Below are 18,559 nucleotides of genomic sequence, written 5' to 3'. Positions count from 1 at the left end.
CTATCTTAACAAATTAACATTAAGATAGGGGAAATAGAAACGGATTTCTGAAGATACTGGTAAACAATGGTTAAATATTTTATTTTACGGAGAATATAAAATGAACAAAGAGACTTACATGCAACGTTATATGGAAGCGTTACTTATAGGCGACAGACACATTTGCCGCCAAGTCATAGAGGATGTTTTACATAATAATAACGCCTCGATTATCGGAGTTTACAGCGATATTATTTGGCCGATGATGCTCGAAATCGATAAACTCTTTAGAGCAGACACGATAACATCGATTCAGGAACACCTTGCCACACGTATTAACCGGACAATCGTTGACCAGCTACAGAACAAACTGCCCAAGCAGCCCGCAATTGAGAAAAAGGTTGTCGTATGCAGTTCAGCAAATGAAATTGGCGAACTGGGCGCACAGATGGTTGCCGATATGTTCGAGAGCAGCGGCTGGAACGTTCGATTCCTCGGCGGCGGCTTAACTAATGATGATATATTGTCTTACGTTAACGATTTCGCACCGGATGTACTGGTAGTTTACGGAACCGAACCATCGGATACGCCAATGGTTAGAAATATAATCGACCGGATTAAAGAAGTGAATGCCTGGCCGAATATGAAGATTATGCTTTGCGGCGGAGTCTTCGGCAGAGCCGACGGACTCTGGGAAGAAATCGGAGCCGACCTTTACGCTCCCACGCCGGCAAAAGCTGTCGAAACCGCTTCAGCACAGAGCGAAACTACTGAACCGGTAAGAACTATCAACCGCCGGAAACGCAAATATCAGCAGTTGGTTAAGGCCAAGAAAAAATAAAAAGCGATAATTTCTTTTTTGCGTTTAACATATCGAGAGAGCAAAAAAGAGGAGCAAGCCGGTCGAAAGACTGGTACCTTTGAATAGGGCGAAAAATCCATCGTACAACGGTGGATTTTTTGTAACTATACTTTTCCGTCACGAAATTTTTTGCCGATAAAAATAATGCGCAAGAAAAAATATTCGGCTCGAACGTAAAATAAAGACTTATATCAATTTTTCACGAAAACCAAAGTGCGCACGTTTCAGCGAAATTTTGACATAACCTCATATCAAAAAAACGATTATCAGAATTTTCAGTTTTCGTGTTTTTTGCAAAAAACAGCTTTAAAAGTGCGCACGTTTCAGTGAAAACACCCCAAAAACCTTTCAAAACCGTCCTAAAAATCAAATTTTTCGAAAATTCGCAAAATCGGCGCAGGTTTTCGCTTGCGCAAAATTTTAAATATACTACTAATAGTAGTCAGTAGCCAGTAGCCAATAGATAATGCGCGTTTTTACTTTAAATTTGCGCAAGGCGCAAGTTTTGATGGTAACAAAATGACACAAAAAGACAGTAAACGGCAGTAAAATCAACTGAAACGGTAGTAGATTGAAGTGAAATCGTCAGAAATCGTCAAAGCTGAAAATCGGCTCTTCAAAAACCTGCGGGTTTTTGAAAGTGAAGAACGAAGAGTTAAGAGTGAATAGTTTATGATTCGGCTTTCAGCCGAGGCTTTTTATCTTAAATTTTATGTGGGGATTATACTCTATTTCGTAGAAAAAATCAGATCGCAAATCGGCCAAAGACGGATACATTTAATGCGATAAAAATGGTTGTGATTGGAGGGAAGCGAGGTATAATCAGACAATCTGTTGAGTGCTGTTCAGGGAAATACAATCATATAACCGATACAGTAGTTATGAATTATGTTCTATTCAAAAACCTGTAAAAGGAATGAATCTTCTGCATGACATTATTTAATGACCCAATAAAAAAGCAAATAATCAAGGAAATAAGAGGTTGCGGTTATGGAGCCGGTCTTATAAAGGAAGATTATTGCTATTTTAATGGAAAAGATAATGTACCAGTAGATGTTGTTGGCTTTTACCAGTCAAATTATAATTCATCAACGGCCTGCATAGCTGCTATTGAAAGGACGAAGCTGCACAGTACACAATTTGAAGAAGAATTACAGCCCTATCGGTGGCTTGGCAGTCCCGTGTTGTTGGTCTATGACGATAACGAAATACAATTCTGGAAAAATTCAGGTATCAAAATAACACTTCAAGATAAGATTAAGCCGCAGAAGATAAATGTTCTTTTTTCTAAATACAAAAAAGAGTTTTCGCCGGAGAGCATATATAGAGCAAAAATAGGCAGTCGTGTCAAAAAAGATTATCAACTTTCGTTTGCTGATATTGGCGGCTTAATGGGAATTATTGAAGAAAAGGAGGGGCTGTATTTATCTGAGCTTGCTGTAAGGGTCATTAAATCTTTGAAGACATCCTGTAAAGGAGTAAAAGAGGATGAGAAGTATGGCAGGTGGCTTTTTCAATCGGCATTTTGGCTGATTGGCGCTAAAATATTAAAGGATAAACAAGTAGAGCGATTTAAAAGTCTCAAAATCTCAGATGTTGAGGATTTGATTGAGCGAGTGCAAAGACATTATAACGCATCTGAAACATTGGACGTTTCAAAGCCTATTCAAAGAAAAGCTTTTGCAAAAGCTGCGTTGGAAATTGTAGAACCTGTTTCAAGTTTTTCACATCTTACTACGGAGTCTCTTGCATACGTTTATGAAAATGCACTTGTAAGCAAAGAAACAAGAAAATTATTTGGTACTCATGCTACTCCATCATGGCTTGTAAATTATATCATATGGGAAATGATTGACTGGATCGAAGAAATACCGCAGGAAGACAGATTTGTTCTTGAGCCAGCATGCGGGCATGCTCCGTTTTTGACTGCTGCAACAAGGCTTTTGGGGTTTCTATACAAAGGGAGTGATGGTAATCGTCATGCATATCTTAAAAACCATTTGCAAGGAATTGAAAGGGATGGTTTTGCAGAAGAAATTGCCAGACTGTCGCTGACTTTGGCGGATATCCCGAATTCAAACGGATGGAAAATTGAAAATTCAGATATTTATGCAGATGAGGTTTTAAAAAGGGTAGCTCAAAAGGCAACAATACTATTTTGCAATCCGCCATTTGAAAATTTTAAACCAGAAGAAAACAAAATATACGGCAGTGAAACTGGAAATAAAGCAGCAGAAGTTCTCGCAAAAACATTACAATATATGCAGGATGGTTCAGTTTTTGGGGTTATTTTGCCTCAAGGATTGTTGCATAGGAAAAATATTGCAAAATTAAGAAAACTCATTTTGGATGAATTTGAATTAAGAGTTATATGTAATTTACCAGATAATGTTTTCGCCAAAGCTGGGCGAAACTCTACGGTATTGTTAGGTCGTAAGGTTAAATCCACAAAGGGTATTACATATTTAAACATAATCAAATCTGAACTTGAAAGTTTTAAGAATACATATCAGTCAAACAATAAAACGATTGTTTCGAAAAGGGAGCTTTACCAATCAAAATACTATAATTTTAGGACATTATCATTAAAGGAAATATGGGAATACTGTAGTAGCTTCCCTAAACTTAATAAGTATATAACGATCGATAGAGGTATTGAGTATAAAGCTGGTATAGGGATTGAAAAAAAAAGAAAATTTATAAAAACATCTGGATTTGAAAGAGGCTTTTATTCTTATGATGATAATGATTTAATCGAGCGAACGCCAAAACAGATATGGCTGAATGTTTCTGACAAATACATAAATAATCAAAGTTATAAAAATTTAACGAAACCGAAAATTCTTTTAAATTACATAAGAAGATCGCGTTCCCCTTGGAGGTTGAGTCCTTGGATTGACTCCAAAGGATATTACTGTACAAATGCATTTCTTTCTTTGACTCAAAAAGATAAAATGTCATGGTATTATTTATGGGCAATTCTTAATTCTCCAATGGCAAATGCATATATTGATGACCATTGCGCGAATCAGCATAATGATGAAAGTGCTATAAACGAAATACCGATCCCACCTGAAGGTCAAGATTTGTCCAAACTTGAGTCGTTGGTGCGAAATTATTTCGAATTTGATAATGCCGAATTCAAGTTAAAGGATGAAGAGGAACATAGGTTGGCTAAAAAACAATGCCTTTTGGAAATAGATGCAGAAATTTTGCGTTTATATGATTTGCCACCTCGTTTGGAAAAAAAACTTTTGGACTATTTTGAGGATGTTGAACGAAAAGGGGTGGATTTTGATTTTGACAGATATTATGAAAAGGGGTTGGGTTCGTATATACCCTTGCATATTTATATTTCGGATGAATTTAAAAACTCTACTGTTGAAAAAGTAATGAAATGGGTTGAAAAAAATAGAACTCCTGAAGTAATTGAAGCTTTAAAAAAGGCGGAAGAGGATTTTGAGGACGACTAAATGCAGGCATATCTTTTTGATACAAATATATGGTCTAAATGGTTTAGGTCTGAACCTTTTATATTAAACAAAATATGCCAGATAGATCAAAATTCACCGATATATCTCTCTGTTATAGTTTGGGGTGAAGTCATATATGGTGCTAAAGCCAGTAAAAAGTTTGATTTTAAATTGTATAGAGATTTTATAGATCAATCCAAACCGGTTATATTACCACTTGATAAAAGTGTTTCAGAGGTGTATGGAGAATTACGAGCATCTCTATATAAAAAGTACCCTCCTAATGGGAAAAATAAAAAACATCCTGAACAACTAATAGATACTGCAACTGCGACAGAGATTGGAATCGATGAAAATGATTTGTGGATAGTATCGCAGGCCATCGCCTATAATCTGACATTGATAACAAATGACAAAATGCAGAAGATTTTTAGTATAACCTCTAAAGAACTTAAATATGAAATATGGGCATAAAAAATGGAATATGCAGTAGGCAAAACTGGAAGGGTAGTTGCGGCGAGATTGTTTGAAGGTGAAAATCTATACGATTGCATTGAATCCATCGCTACAAAAGAGCAAATCAAATGCGCGGCTGTTCTAATCACCGGCGGTATCAGAAAAGCTGATGTTGTTGTCGGGCCGAAAACTGAAAAGCCGAAAATCGAGCCGAACTTTTTCAACTTTGTCGGCCCCGGCGAAACGCTTGGCGTCGGCACTATCTATTGCGATGGTGATAAGCCAAAACTTCATCTGCACGCGGGTATCGGCAGGGGTGATACGCATATTGTCGGCTGTCCAAGAGGCGGGGCTTCGATTTTCCTTATCCTTGAAGTTACCATAATCGAAATCGTCGGCATCAACGCAAGCAGAGAGGCTGACCCGGAAACTGGACTGAAGCTTTTACGAGTACGATAAAAATTAGCCACTAAGACACAAAGAAATTGAATATTGAATATTGTAGATTTTTATAAATATCACGCCGCAGGCGTTCCTTCTTCAATATTAAATATTAAATCTTTTTTATGCGGTGATGTTGATTTTTTCGATAACGCCGGGCAATTCTGATATTGCGGAGATTGTTGTAACGCCGGGCGGGGGAGTTTGATGTCTGTTAGCGCGTGTGCGTTTGAGTACCGGAATCATTCCTGCACCAATGCTTCCCTTAACATCATTATCAATCCTATCGCCGACATAAATAATTTCGTTCGGCGGAAGATTCAACTGCTTTGCGGCCGCCAGAAACATTTCAGGATTCGGCTTTCGTTTATTAAACAGATACGAATAATAAATGAAATCGAAAAACTTGAACATATCAAGCCGGCAAAGATGCTTGTTCAAAACCGCAGCGGAAACGAAAGTGTTTGATACTATCGCCAATTTTAAACCTCTGCTGCGAAGTGTTGTCAGCGTTTGATGGATGTCGTGCTCGATTGTAACCATGTCGGCCAGCGGTTCGTACCATAACCAGACGAGGTCTTCGTACTGCTGGTCGGTGAGCTGGTGTCCCATACTTTTGCCGAGGTTCTTCATGACCTGCATAGAATCGAAATCATGGCCGGTGAAGTGCGACCATACAATTCTTGAATGAATAGCCAGCAGACTTCGAACTGTATATAACCACTGGAAGCCAGTAACCTGTCCCTGTTCCTTGAGCCATTGCCAGGTTTTGGCGGCGGCTTTGAAAAACGGCTCGTGCGGGTCGATTTTCCCGTAGTTGAGAAGTGTATCGCCCAGGTCGAAGAGAACCGCTTTGATTTTGAATTCCGCCAATTTAAAATGCTCACCGTTAGAAAGTATAATTCGGTTTTTGTATCTCGTTATTCGTGAAGCGTGAAGCGGAAAAAAGCGTACAGCGTAGAGCGTTTAGAACTATACGCTATACGCTACAAGCTCAACGCTAAATACTGGCCAAGATGGGAGTCGAACCCATACGCCCTTATCGGACCCGGGATTTTAAATCCCGTGCGTCTGCCATTCCGCCACTCGGCCTACCAACTCAAATCAAATATCAAAATGCAAATATCCAATACCAACCCACCGAATGAATCAGCGGGCTAACAGTACAAATATTTACGAACCTTGATTTTAGTGGTAAAAAGGCGAAAAGTCAACTAAAGAAGTAAAATTGGCGATTCTGTATGTTAGGACTTGGAATTTGCGGCCGAAGCGGCTTGTTTGGCAATCTGCTTCCAGTCGCTGCGTCTCAAAAAGGCCAGCAATTTGTCAAAATGAGTCTGAATCTGCTGGTAAAGAGCAGTGTATTTGTCCTTTTCTTCGAGCCGTGCGGCGTTTTCGAGCTGTTTGCCCAGTTCGAATAGTATTGGGGAACCGACTGTTCCGCAGGCGCCTTTTATTGAGTGAGCGTAAAATTTGACTTCTGGTGAATCCTGTTTCCTCACAGCCTCGGCGAGCAGTTGTACTCTTCCCTCGTTGTCCTTGATAAAGACCGGTATGATTTCATCGACCAGCTCCTCATCTCCAATTCGTTCCATAAGAAGCGACCAATCAACCTCACATTCACTTGTTTGTACGTTTGTTTCAGCTAAATTCATTCTTGTTCCCTGTGTATTAGTAGTGTTATCTGTTTGCTCGCTCTGCTTGAGTTTGGCAGAGATATGTTTGGTTAAAGCAGCAAGAAGCTTCTTTCTGTCAACCGGTTTTGTGAGGTAATCATCACAGCCGGCAGCAAAACATTTATCATCATCGCCTTTCATTGCGCAGGCAGTCAGAGCGAGAACCGGTATTTCCGGATGCTTTGCTTTAATAAGCTTCGTCGCTTCGTAGCCGTTCATGACGGGCATTTGAATGTCCATAAGAATCGCGTCGAACTTTTGAGTCTCTACGCACTGCACTGCTTCATAACCGTTGTCAACGATTTTGGCTTTCAGGCCTGCCTTTTTCAGAATAAGCTCAATGAGCGTCTGATTTGTCGGGCTGTCCTCTGCGACAAGAATATTTCCGGTCAGCTTTGTATTGTCAGAAGCGGGCTTTGCATTGGCCGAGTTTGCAGAATCTTGCTTATTTTGCTGTTCGGCAGCGGTGCTTTCTGTCTGTGCAGCAGGCACAAATAATGAAAACGTAGAACCTTTGCCGTAAACGCTTGTTACAGTCAGTTTGCCGCCGAGCTTTTCAGCGATGTGGTGCGTTACCGCAAGGCCGAGGCCAGTGCTTGAAAACTGATGGTTAATCAGGCCGTCAGATTTTTCAATTTGTGAGAACGGCTCGAATATGCGAGTCAGGTTTTCCGTCGCTACTCCAATTCCGCTGTCTTCAATGTTAAACCTGATGAAATGTTTATTGTTTTCATGGTGATTCAGAACGCTGATTCTGACAAACCCCTTACGTGTGAATTTAATGGCGTTGCCGACGAGGTTCATAAGGCATTGTTTGAATCTTGAAGCATCAACGTTTATACATGCGTCATCGCTTATAAAGTCCGACGAACGGACGATTTCAAAGAGCAGGCCTTTTTCATTGGCGGCCTGACGCATAATAGAGTCGATTGACGAAAGCGCATTGTCAATGTTTACAATGGCGTTGTTATCAACTTCAAGTCTGCCTGATTCGATTTTTGAGAAATCAAACAGGTCGTTAATGAGGCGAAGCAGCGCTTTGCTGCTGTCTCGAATGATTTTGACCTGATTTTGCTGAACCGGCGTTAAATCGTCCTCGACCAGAATTTCGCTGAAACCGATAATCGCATTCATCGGCGTTCGGATATGATGGCTCATGCCGGCAAGGAACTCGCCTTTGGCTTTGTTGGCATCGGCGGCCTGCTGCGACATTGAGTTTGCGTATTTTACCGAAAGCTGGAGCTGTCGGTTAATCTGGTCGGCCTGAATCTGCGAAGTCTCAAGCTCGGAACTTAAATTTGAAATGTAACCCTTAAATTGTGTGAACTGCGATTTAATATGGCCGGATACAATCTGGAATATCGTAAGGCCGATAGAAATGAGGCATACGAATAAAACTATCAGGACAGATAAGTCAACGTTCGGGTTCTTTGCTCCGTTTGTAAACATCCACAGAACAAACATACCGCCCAACCCCAATACGATAGTAACTATCGTAATGATGTTCGAAGACTTTTTTGATATTTGGTACATTTTCAAAACTCCAATAAACTGCACAACCGGCAATTCTTGTCCATAACCCCTTATCGACAATGAATAAAGGTAACTTATTTTAAAGGGGCAATAAATAAAAAGCAAAACGGGCTGATTGTATAACTTGTGTAATAATAATGGGTTAGAGGGGGTGTGTCGGTTTACCGATTTTTTTAAAAATTAATTTTCGATTCTGTTCTTTGTGTTATGGGACGCAACAAAGGGTTGTCTAATTTGTGTTCCAATTCATTGACAGAAGAATGGTTTTAAATTACTATTCGGCGGTTAATATTAATTACGTGATATTTAGAAGGAAAGAAAATGCAGAATAAGGTAAATCCAGGTTTAAATGAGTTAGATGAACTTTGCGTTCAAACGATAAGATTCCTTTCAATGGACGGTGTTCAAAAAGCCAAGTCCGGCCATCCGGGTATGCCGATGGGTATGGCTCCGGCAGCATATACGCTGTGGACGAAATATATGAAGCACAATCCGACTAATCCGAAATGGCTCGGCAGAGACAGGTTCGTCTTGAGCGCAGGGCATGGAAGTATGCTTCTGTATTCTATGCTCTATTTGACCGGATATGATTTAAGTCTTGAGGATTTGAAAAACTTCAGGCAGTTCGGCAGCAAAACGCCGGGGCATCCGGAATATGGTCATACAGCAGGTGTTGAAGCGACGACAGGGCCATTAGGTCAGGGTATCAGTAACGGTGTTGGTATGGCAATCGCTCAGAAATATCTGGCTGCGTATTTCAATAAAGAAAATTATAATCTGTTCGATTACAATATTTACGTTGTCGCAGGCGACGGATGTTTGCAGGAAGGCGTTTCGTCCGAAGCTTGTTCACTTGCGGGACATCTTGGCTTAAATAAACTCATCGTTATATATGATGATAACCACATTTCAATCGATGGCAACACAAGTCTTTCGTTCAGTGAAGACAGAGCGAAAAGATTCGAAGCATATAACTGGTATGTTCAGGTTGTTGGCGGAGATGGCAATGATATGCTTTCATTTGAGAAAGCTCTCGAAAACGCACAGGCGGAAAAGAACAGGCCGTGCATTATCAATCTTCGCACACACATCGGTTTCGGCAGTCCACATTTTCAGGATACGCACACTGCACACGGCGCACCGCTGGGCGATGATGAAATTAAACTGATAAAGAAAAATTTCGGATGGGATACTGAAAAGACATTCCACGTTCCGGCTGAAGCTCTTGCTCATATGCAGAAAGAAAAAACAAAAGGCGCAGAGCTTGAGAAGAAATGGAACGAGATGTTCAAGAAGTATTCACAGCAGTATCCTGACCTTGCGAAACTGATTGAAAATCCGTATCCGGAAATTACGAATCTGCCGACGTTCGGCGCAGAGCCAATGGCGACAAGGTCGGCATCAGGGAAAACGCTCGATGCGCTTATGCCGAATATGTCGCTGATTCTGGGCGGTTCAGCAGATTTGACACCTTCGAATAATACGAAATTCAAAGGCGCTGAAGACTTCCAGAAAGATAAACCAGCAGGCCGATATATTCGCTACGGAGTTCGTGAGCACGCGATGGCGGCAATTATGAACGGTATCGCAACGAGCGATCTACTTCGCGCTTACGGCGGAACGTTCTTCTGCTTCTTTGATTATATGAAACCATCTGTTCGCGTTGCGGCGATGAGCGGTTATAAATCAATATTTGTTTTCACGCACGATACAATCGGTCTTGGCGAAGATGGGCCGACACATCAGCCTGTAGAACATATCGCTGCTCTTCGCGCAATCCCGAATATGCTTGTGCTGCGTCCCGCTGACGCGAACGAAACAGCATATTGCTGGAAAATCGCACTCGAACATAACGGGCCTTCCGCTCTGCTGCTGACAAGACAGAATCTGCCGACTCTCGACAGAACAAAATATCCGGCGGCATCGAGCATCGCAAAGGGCGGCTATGCTGTTGTAAAACAGGATAAGCCTGATGTCATCCTTATCGGCGTTGGTTCGGAACTTGAAATCGCGATGAATGCCGCGGAGAAACTCGCCGCTGAAAATATTAAGGCGCAAGTTGTGAATATCGTGAGCTGGGAACTGTTCGAAAAGCAGGACAAGGCATACAAAGATTCAGTTCTTCCGCCGAGCGTTAAGGCGAGAGTCGCGGTTGAAGCCGGTATTAAAATGGGCTGGGAAAGATACATCGGCGATTGCGGCGAATTTATCGGTATGACCGGATTCGGCATTTCGGCACCATATAAGATATGCTACGAAAAATTCGGCATTACGCCTGATGCGACAGTTGCGGCGGCGAAAAAGTCAATCGCAGCGGCGAAACGATAATTAACCACGAATTGACACGAATGAACTCGAATTGATTAAAATTTGATATGTAAATAGGCCCCGATGTGAGTCGGGGCTTTTTTTATGTAATTAGGAGTTGCAATGGAATTAACGAAAGCCGCTGAACTGGATTTAAGCAAGATACCTCTTTATCAGCCGAGGAAATTCGTGCCGGCCAATACAGATTTTTCCAAAGCACAGGAAGTTTGTGCTTTGTATCAGACGCTTTTAAAATTCTCCATCGATTCATGGGAGGCAATGGAAGTATTCATTTCGCAATGGTCTGAACTTGAAAGCGCAATCGGCGAATACAGTTCAGTGCTTTATATTCGAATGACCTGTCAGACCGACGACAAATCACGAAGCGAAGCATACAAACATTTCACACAGGAAATTCTTCCGGCAATCAAGCCGTTAGATTTCGAATTAAAGAAAAAACTTGTCGCGGCTTACAATTCAATCAAACCGAAGAACGATTATTATTTTGTGTATATCAGGAATATGCGGGCGGATGTCGAACTGTTCCGGCAGGAAAATGTAGAACTCGAAAAGCAGGAAAATCTTGCGATTCAGGAATATCAGACTGTATGCGGAGCGATGACTGTTGAATTTGATGGTCAACAACTGACGATGCCGCAAATCGGGCGGAAACTTTCCGAGCAGGACAGGGCCATTCGCGAAAAAGCGTGGCGGGCAATGATGGAACGGCGCAAGCAGGACGCTGAAAAGCTCGACGATATTTATGATAAAATGATTTCGCTGCGGCACAATATCGCAATCAACGCGGGATTCAAAAATTTCCGCGATTTTAGATTTAAGGAATGGTATCGATTTGATTATACGCCGGCGGATTGTTTCAAATATCATGAAGCGGTAACGCAGACGGTACGACCTGCGATGGAAAATATTTTTAAATCGCGGCGCGAAATTATGAAGCTTGATACGATTCGGCCGTGGGATTTCGATGTGCATCAGCCGGCAGACCCTTATGGCAGAAAGGCGCTGGCTCCTTACAAAACTGCGGCAGAACTTGTTCGCGGCATACGCAAAATGGTTGGGCGGGTTTGTCCAGATTTTGATAAGATAATCGCTGGAATGGATGCAGCGGGACTGCTGGATTTGGTCAGCAGAAAAGGCAAAGCGCCGGGCGGTTATCAATCGACACTACACGAGCGGCGAACGCAATTTATTTTCGGAAATACTGTCGGAAGCAACGGCGATATTTATCTGCTGCTGCACGAGGGCGGGCACGCTTTTCATTCCGAGGCGTGCAAGAATGAAAAAATTGTGATGTACAGGAATCCGCCGATTGAATTCTGTGAGGTGGCTTCGCAGACGATGGAACTGATAGGCAGCAGATACCTGACGGAATTTTACAGCGAAGCGGATGCCAAACGGGCATGGCGCGAACAGTTGGAAGGTGTTATTTATATTTTTGCCTGGATCGCGAACATCGACGCATTTCAGCACTGGATATATGAACATCCTGCGGAGAGCAAACAGGGACGGAGAAAAGCGTGGCTGGAAATTAACAGGCGATTCTTTGGCGAGCTGTACGACTGGTCGGGGCTGGCCGAATATCGTGAAATGATGTGGCACAAGCAATCGCACTTGTTTCAGTGTCCGTTATATTATATAGAATATGGGATTTCACTGCTTGGCGCGATAGGGATTTGGCTGCAATCACGAAAAGATATAAATCTGGCGGTTAATAATTATCACAAGGCTCTGTCGCTGGGCGGGTCAAGGCCGCTGCCGGAATTGTTCAAAGCAGCGGGGTTGAATTTTGATTTTTCAGTGCGGACGGTTGAACCGCTGGTTGCGGCGATAATGGAAGAATGGGAAAAAGTAAAATTGGCATAGTTGTTGCATTTTTATAATCGCAGATTACACTGATTAAACAACCCCGCCATAGTCCCCACAAGGGGGATTGTAATGTTGGCGGGGCTAAACAATTATTTGTGAAGGGTGAATAAATGGGTAACATCAAGACGATAGCGGTAATGACAGGCGGCGGAGATTGTCCGGGACTCAACGCGGTTATCAGGGCGGTAACGAAAACGGCAATCAATAAATATGGTATTAATGTCTGGGGTGTCGAAGACGGCTTTCTCGGCTTGATTGAAAATAGAATCAGGCCGTTGAGCTATAGGGATGTCAGCCATATTCTCGAAGTCGGCGGCACAATCCTCGGCTCGAACAATACGACAAATCCTACGAAGTACCCTGTGAAAAATAAAAATGGCGAAGTTGTATTCAAAGATATGTCGGCGTTTTGCTATCGTACGCTGCGGCAGAAAAAAATCGATGCGTTAATCTGTATAGGCGGCGATGGGACAATGACCAGCGCCGAAAAACTTGCCGGCAGGAATCTTTCGATTATCGGCGTGCCGAAAACAATCGATAATGACCTTTGGGGAACGGATTTTACTTTCGGATTCGATACCGCGGTTGCGACGGCAACAGACGCAATCGATAAATTACGAACTACCGCAAGCGCTCATCATCGGATTATGGTTGTCGAAGTGATGGGCAGATACGCAGGATGGATTGCTCTGTATGCAGGCGTTGCGGGCGGAAGCGATGTGATTTTGATTCCGGAAATTCCGTACAAATTGAAAAATGTCTGCGACTTCATCAATGAACGAAACAAATGGGGCAAGACTTATACTCTTATCACAGTTGCTGAAGGCGCAAAAGAGCTCGGCGGCGAAATGGTAGTTCGCAGAACTGTAGCGTACAGTCCGGAGAGTGTTCGACTTGGCGGAATTGCGAATAAACTGGCGGGGCAAATTGAAATGGGGCTCGGGCTCGAAGCTCGCAGCGTAACGCTTGGTTATATTCAGCGTGGCGGAAGGCCGACGGCTCACGATAGAGTATTAGCGACAAGTTTTGGACACGCGGCTCTGGAATTAGTTATGAGCGGCGCGAGGAATCGACTCGTCGTATTGAAAAATAATAAAATATCGAGTGTTCCACTTTCGCAGGTTGCAGGAAAGGTTCGTAAAGTGCCTGTCAATTCGCAATTGATTCAGGCCGCTCGCGAAGTTAATACGTGCTTCGGAGACTGATACGATTGAAAATTGAAGATTGAAGATTGAAGATTTGTGGAATTTCCTGTTTTAATAGATTTCCCTGCTGCGCTTCGCTTCGGTCGAAATGACAATGTCTGTTTTTTTTAATTTTTAGAGATTGCCAGAACGATTGAAAATTGAAGATTGAAGAATGAAGATTTTCAATCTTTATATAAGTAAAAGTGTATTTGGAAAATTTAAAGAATGCTCACGAGATAATCTCGCAGTTAAATGCCGCCCAGACAGGGGTGGTAAAAATTGCCGGGACGTGGGGATCCTTTGCGCCTTTATTAGCCCTGCATATTCATCAGCAAACCAATAAACCTATCCTATACATAAGCAGACATCTCGACGATGCAGATAATGCAGTCGATGATATTATCGCATTTGGCGGCAAAAATATTGAGACTCTGCCGGGCTGGGCGGGCGAGGAAATAGTCGACGCGACAGAGGAAACGTCATCCGCACGAGCAAGATTAGTTTTGAAAATCGTGTCGGATAAAGAACCCCGCCAAAGTCCCCGCAAGGGGGATTGTAATGATGGCGGGGCTAAACAAACTTGTAGGATAATTTCCACATCGATTCAGGCATTGATGGAGCCGGTGCCGAAGCCGGAGAAATTATTAGAGCAGGGGTTAACACTGGTTAAAGGGCAAGTCGTTGATATGGACGAAATTTGCCAGTGGCTTGCGGACAATGGTTTTGAAACTGTCGAGCGAATTGATATGCCGGGGCAGTTTGTGCGGCGAGGCGGCATCATCGATATTTTCGCGCCGGTGTCCCATTCGACAAGCTCAGGGCAGGCTGCGCATTCCAATCAGCCAATCGCGATAAGGGTCGAATTTTTCGGCGATGAAATCGAAAGCATTCGCACAATCGACCTCGACTCGCAGCGTTCGGCGACAAATATTGACAACATCACAATCACATCCGGCAACGCGGAAGAAACTAAAGAAAATCAAACGCTGTTTTTAAATATTCTTGAGCCGGACACGATTATTTTTATCGAAGAGCCGAGCGATGTGCAGGATGTCGCGGATGTTTTTATTCGCAGAGTTGTCGAGCCGGGGAAATTTTATAAGTGGGATGAAATTTGTAAAAAACTTTCCGAGTTCAAACAAGTACACATCAGCAGATTTGCTCAAGGCGAAGATAATATCGAACTGCGGATAAAAAGCACGCAGCAATTTGAAGCCAAAGGTGTGCCGGGGTGGACGGGACACAGGCAGTCTTTGCAGCAGTTGGCAGAACTTGCCAATGACGGATGGAATGTAAAATTATATTGTGAAACCGGCGCGGAAATAAAAAGAGTTCAGGAGATTATTGCGCACGAGATAAAAAAATTACCCCAAAAATTTTATCTTGTAACGGGATTTATTCATCGCGGGTTTATAATCGATGATACGAAAACGATTATCGCGACGCATCACGAGCTTTTCGGGCAGACGATTATTCGGCGGACGGTTCGGCCAATCAGTACTGCGGTTTCTATCGACAGCGCAGCGGATTTGAGCAAAGGCGATTACGTCGTTCATATAAATTACGGAATCGGGAAATTCAAAGGCATTGAGACGATTGAGAAAGACGGAAGCAAAAAAGAATTTCTCACGCTTCAATACGCTGACAATGTTTTGATTCATGTGCCAATGCAGAATATCGGGTTCGTGCAGAAATATGTCGGCACAACCGGACTGCGGCCGAAATTAAGTACAATCGGTACGAAAAAATGGGAACGGCAGAAAGAAAAAGTCGCACAGGCGGTGAACGACCTTGCGAGTGAGCTTTTGGATATGCAGGCGCGGCGGCAAAGTATGCCGGGGATTACTTACGGGCCGGATACGAACTGGCAACGCGAATTTGAAGAATCATTTCCTTATCAGCCGACGCCTGACCAGGAGACGGTGAACGAATATATCAAGACCGATATGCAAAAGGCTGTGCCGATGGACAGGCTGCTTTGCGGCGATGTCGGTTACGGCAAAACGGAGCTTGCGATGAGGGCGGCGTTTAAAGCGGTCGAGGCGGGCAAACAAGTCGCGGTGCTTGTGCCGACGACGGTACTCTGCGTTCAGCACGAGCGCACCTTTACGCAGCGGTTCGCGGATTTTCCGGTTTCTGTCGAATCCATTAATCGATTCAAAACCAAAAAGGAAGCGGCGGAAACTGTTCAGCGGGCAAAGCGCGGCAATGTCGATATTCTAATCGGTACGCACAGGCTTTTGAGCAATGATGTCGGATTTAAAGATTTGGGGCTGCTGATTATCGACGAGGAGCAGAGGTTCGGCGTTGAGCATAAAGAAAAGCTGAAAAAAATTCGCGTCAATGTCGATGTGCTGACTATGACGGCCACGCCGATTCCACGCACGCTGCATTTCGCGATGCTTGGTTTGCGGGATATTAGTTCGCTGACTACTCCGCCATTGGACAGACGCGCGGTTGTTACACACGTCAAAAAATTCGACAGGGAAACAATCAAACGCGCAATACTTTTCGAGTTGAACAGGCAGGGGCAGATTTTTCTTGTGCATAACAGGGTACAGACGATTAAAAAATTCGCCGACGAGATTCAGCAATTAGTGCCGGAGGTGCGAATCGATATTGCGCACGGACAAATGCACAGGCACGAACTTGAAAAGGCGATGGTGAAATTTGTGCTTGGGCAAACTGATGTTTTGATTTGCTCTGCGATTATTGAATCGGGAATTGATATTCCGAATGCCAATACAATTATCATAAACGACGCCGATAGGTTCGGTCTAGCGCAGCTTCATCAGCTTCGCGGAAGAGTGGGGCGGTTCAAGCACAAGGCTTACGCTTATATGCTTTTGCCGCAGCATCGGCCGATTACGCCGGTGGCGGTTAAGAGACTCAAGGCGATTGAGGAATATTCACAGCTTGGGGCGGGATTCAAAATTGCGCTGCGGGATTTGGAAATCCGAGGCGCGGGAAATATTCTGGGGCCGGAGCAGTCTGGGCATATCAATACCATCGGGTTCGAGTTGTTCTGTAAGCTGCTGTCTGATGCGGTACGGAGACTTAAAAATGAGCCTGTGGAAAAAGAGCCGACAGCGGTCATCGATTTGGGATTTTCAGTTTATATTCCGCGAAGTTATATTCAGGCGGATTCGCAGAGGATGAATGTTTATCGGCGAATCGCGGCGGCGCGGAACGATAAAGATTTGAAGATGCTCGAAGATGAACTCAACGACCTGTTCGGACGGATTTGTCCGGAAGTGCAAAAGCTGCTGGAACTGTCGGAAATACGGATTTTGGCTTCGGCGGCGGGAATTCGGGCAGTTACGCTACGCGGAAGCGATGTTGTTTTCTCCATAGAAAAAGACAATCCCAAAAAGGCTATCGATATTTTTGCCAAGGTGTCGGGGAATTTGCGGATTCCAGACCCGCTGACGGTATATATAGGGTTTGACAGGAAATATCTTGAGCCGGAGACGATATGCGCGGTGTTGAGAAAAATACTTCGCAAAAAGGTGTGAAATAGACTATATTTTAAAACAATTCGAACGATTGAGATTGCTTCGCCAACGGGCTCGCAATGATACCAAAAATACAAGGATGTAAGGAAATAAAATGGACATGAAAAAAATACTTATAGTTTCGCTTATAGCGGTTTTCGGGATGATGTTCTTTTATGGCTGTGAAGAGGCTGCCAAAGGGCCGGCGGTTGACCCGGCACGGTTAGATTCCATTACTCCGCCGAAGGAAATGCCGGATATGCCGGTGCCAACGGGAGGATTGGTGCTTTCGGTTGAATCGACGGCTGTTACCGCGGACGAACTTGTAGAGCCTGTTATCGCGAACTTCAGACAGCTTGCGAAAGAACAGGATTTTGAACATTTCAAAATCAGCGCACGACCTATGGTCGCGAATATGCTTTTGCAGAGAGTTGCGGATATTAAGTTATATCAAAAAGCAAAGGCTGCGCTGCCGGAAGGCGTTAGCGATGAAGTAATCGATAAAATCGTCGAAGAAGAAGTGCAGAAGTTTATCGCGCGATGCGGCGGGAATTATTCGGAAGTAGAAAAACTGCTGGCCAAGATGGGAACCAACTGGAAAGAATTTTATAGAGAACAGCGAAGAGCGATACTAATTCAGTCTTTCATTTCTGAAGAACTTAAAGATGAAAAGCCAATTACGCACTCTGAACTGCTGGCTTACTACAATAAAATAAAAGCTGACAATTACGAGCAGAAAGCACAATTGACTTTCCGTGTAATAGATATTTTGCCTTACAAATTATACGACGCCAACGACCCGAACGTAGGCGGTGATCAAAAGGCCGACCAACTTGCGGCGGAAATTATTGGTAAAATTAAAAACGGCGAAGATTTCAACGACCTTGCGAAAAAATATTCGCAGGATTATTCTGCTAAAGACGGCGGACTGTGGAAGCCGGTTGTGCCGGGGACGCTGGCGGCGCCTTATGATGTAATCGAAAAAGCGGCGGCTAATATGAAAGACGGAGACGTCAGCGAGCCAATTAAATCTTCAGGGCATATTTTTATCGTTAAACTCATAGATAAAAAAGAATCGATGAACAAGCCGTTCGAACAGGTGCAGGGCGAAGTCGAAGCGAGAATGCAGCTTGAAAAACGCAAGAAAGTCGTAAATGATATGATGGATAAAATTATTAAACAGGTCGATTTGACCTACGCAGACCAGTTTGTAGAATATTGTCTGGAAAAGGCATACAACGATTGCAGGGCACAATAACTTATA

11 protein-coding genes and 1 tRNA gene are annotated in these 18,559 nt (G+C 43.4%); 9 read left to right on the top strand and 3 right to left on the bottom strand.

Annotated elements, in window-relative coordinates; all coding sequences use genetic code 11:
* Window positions 1-100 precede the first annotated feature (100 nt).
* The 4 genes from LLF92_08605 (at window position 101) to LLF92_08590 (ending at window position 5,229) form a co-directional block, all read left to right on the top strand.
* Window positions 101-820 (top strand): cobalamin-dependent protein, encoded by a 720-nt coding sequence (locus LLF92_08605; GenBank protein ID MCE5341168.1) that lies wholly within the window; start codon window positions 101-103, stop codon window positions 818-820.
* Window positions 821-1,770: 950 nt separating this feature from the next.
* Window positions 1,771-4,314: an SAM-dependent methyltransferase gene (locus LLF92_08600; GenBank protein MCE5341167.1), complete on the top strand. Its 2,544-nt coding sequence runs from the start codon at window positions 1,771-1,773 to the stop codon at window positions 4,312-4,314.
* On the top strand, window positions 4,315-4,788 hold the full coding sequence (locus LLF92_08595) for a PIN domain-containing protein (GenBank protein MCE5341166.1): 474 nt from the start codon (window positions 4,315-4,317) through the stop codon (window positions 4,786-4,788).
* 3 nt (window positions 4,789-4,791) lie between these two features.
* Entirely contained in the window at window positions 4,792-5,229 is a 438-nt protein-coding gene (locus LLF92_08590) for a DUF296 domain-containing protein (protein ID MCE5341165.1), read from the top strand.
* Between the two features lie 105 nt (window positions 5,230-5,334).
* Here the strand turns inward: LLF92_08590 and LLF92_08585 are convergent, their stop codons facing one another.
* The 3 genes from LLF92_08585 to LLF92_08575 all read right to left on the bottom strand — a co-directional run bounded on the left by LLF92_08585 (window position 5,335) and on the right by LLF92_08575 (window position 8,420).
* Window positions 5,335-6,084, bottom strand: coding sequence for an HAD-IA family hydrolase (locus tag LLF92_08585; GenBank protein MCE5341164.1), 750 nt, complete (start codon window positions 6,082-6,084; stop codon window positions 5,335-5,337).
* A 135-nt stretch (window positions 6,085-6,219) separates the two neighbouring features.
* Window positions 6,220-6,303 (bottom strand) — tRNA-Leu (locus LLF92_08580).
* 152 nt (window positions 6,304-6,455) lie between these two features.
* A complete protein-coding gene (locus LLF92_08575; protein ID MCE5341163.1) occupies window positions 6,456-8,420 on the bottom strand; it encodes a response regulator in 1,965 nt (654 codons plus the stop codon).
* 321 nt (window positions 8,421-8,741) lie between these two features.
* Between LLF92_08575 and tkt the strand changes: the two genes are divergently transcribed.
* The 5 genes from tkt (at window position 8,742) to LLF92_08550 (ending at window position 18,553) form a co-directional block, all read left to right on the top strand.
* On the top strand, window positions 8,742-10,748 hold the full coding sequence (gene tkt / locus LLF92_08570) for a transketolase (protein MCE5341162.1): 2,007 nt from the start codon (window positions 8,742-8,744) through the stop codon (window positions 10,746-10,748).
* Window positions 10,749-10,850: 102 nt separating this feature from the next.
* Window positions 10,851-12,611 (top strand): M3 family oligoendopeptidase, encoded by a 1,761-nt coding sequence (locus LLF92_08565; protein MCE5341161.1) that lies wholly within the window; start codon window positions 10,851-10,853, stop codon window positions 12,609-12,611.
* 113 nt (window positions 12,612-12,724) lie between these two features.
* Entirely contained in the window at window positions 12,725-13,819 is a 1,095-nt protein-coding gene (locus LLF92_08560) for a 6-phosphofructokinase (protein ID MCE5341160.1), read from the top strand.
* 191 nt (window positions 13,820-14,010) lie between these two features.
* Window positions 14,011-17,316: a transcription-repair coupling factor gene (mfd, locus tag LLF92_08555; GenBank protein ID MCE5341159.1), complete on the top strand. Its 3,306-nt coding sequence runs from the start codon at window positions 14,011-14,013 to the stop codon at window positions 17,314-17,316.
* 94 nt (window positions 17,317-17,410) lie between these two features.
* Entirely contained in the window at window positions 17,411-18,553 is a 1,143-nt protein-coding gene (locus LLF92_08550; GenBank protein MCE5341158.1) for a peptidylprolyl isomerase, read from the top strand.
* Window positions 18,554-18,559 lie beyond the last annotated feature (6 nt).

The organism is Planctomycetaceae bacterium, assembly GCA_021371795.1.
Lineage (GTDB): Bacteria > Planctomycetota > Phycisphaerae > Sedimentisphaerales > UBA12454 > UBA12454.
The sequence above is the reverse complement of the archived record's forward strand: the minus strand, read 5'-3'. Positions and strand labels throughout refer to the sequence as shown.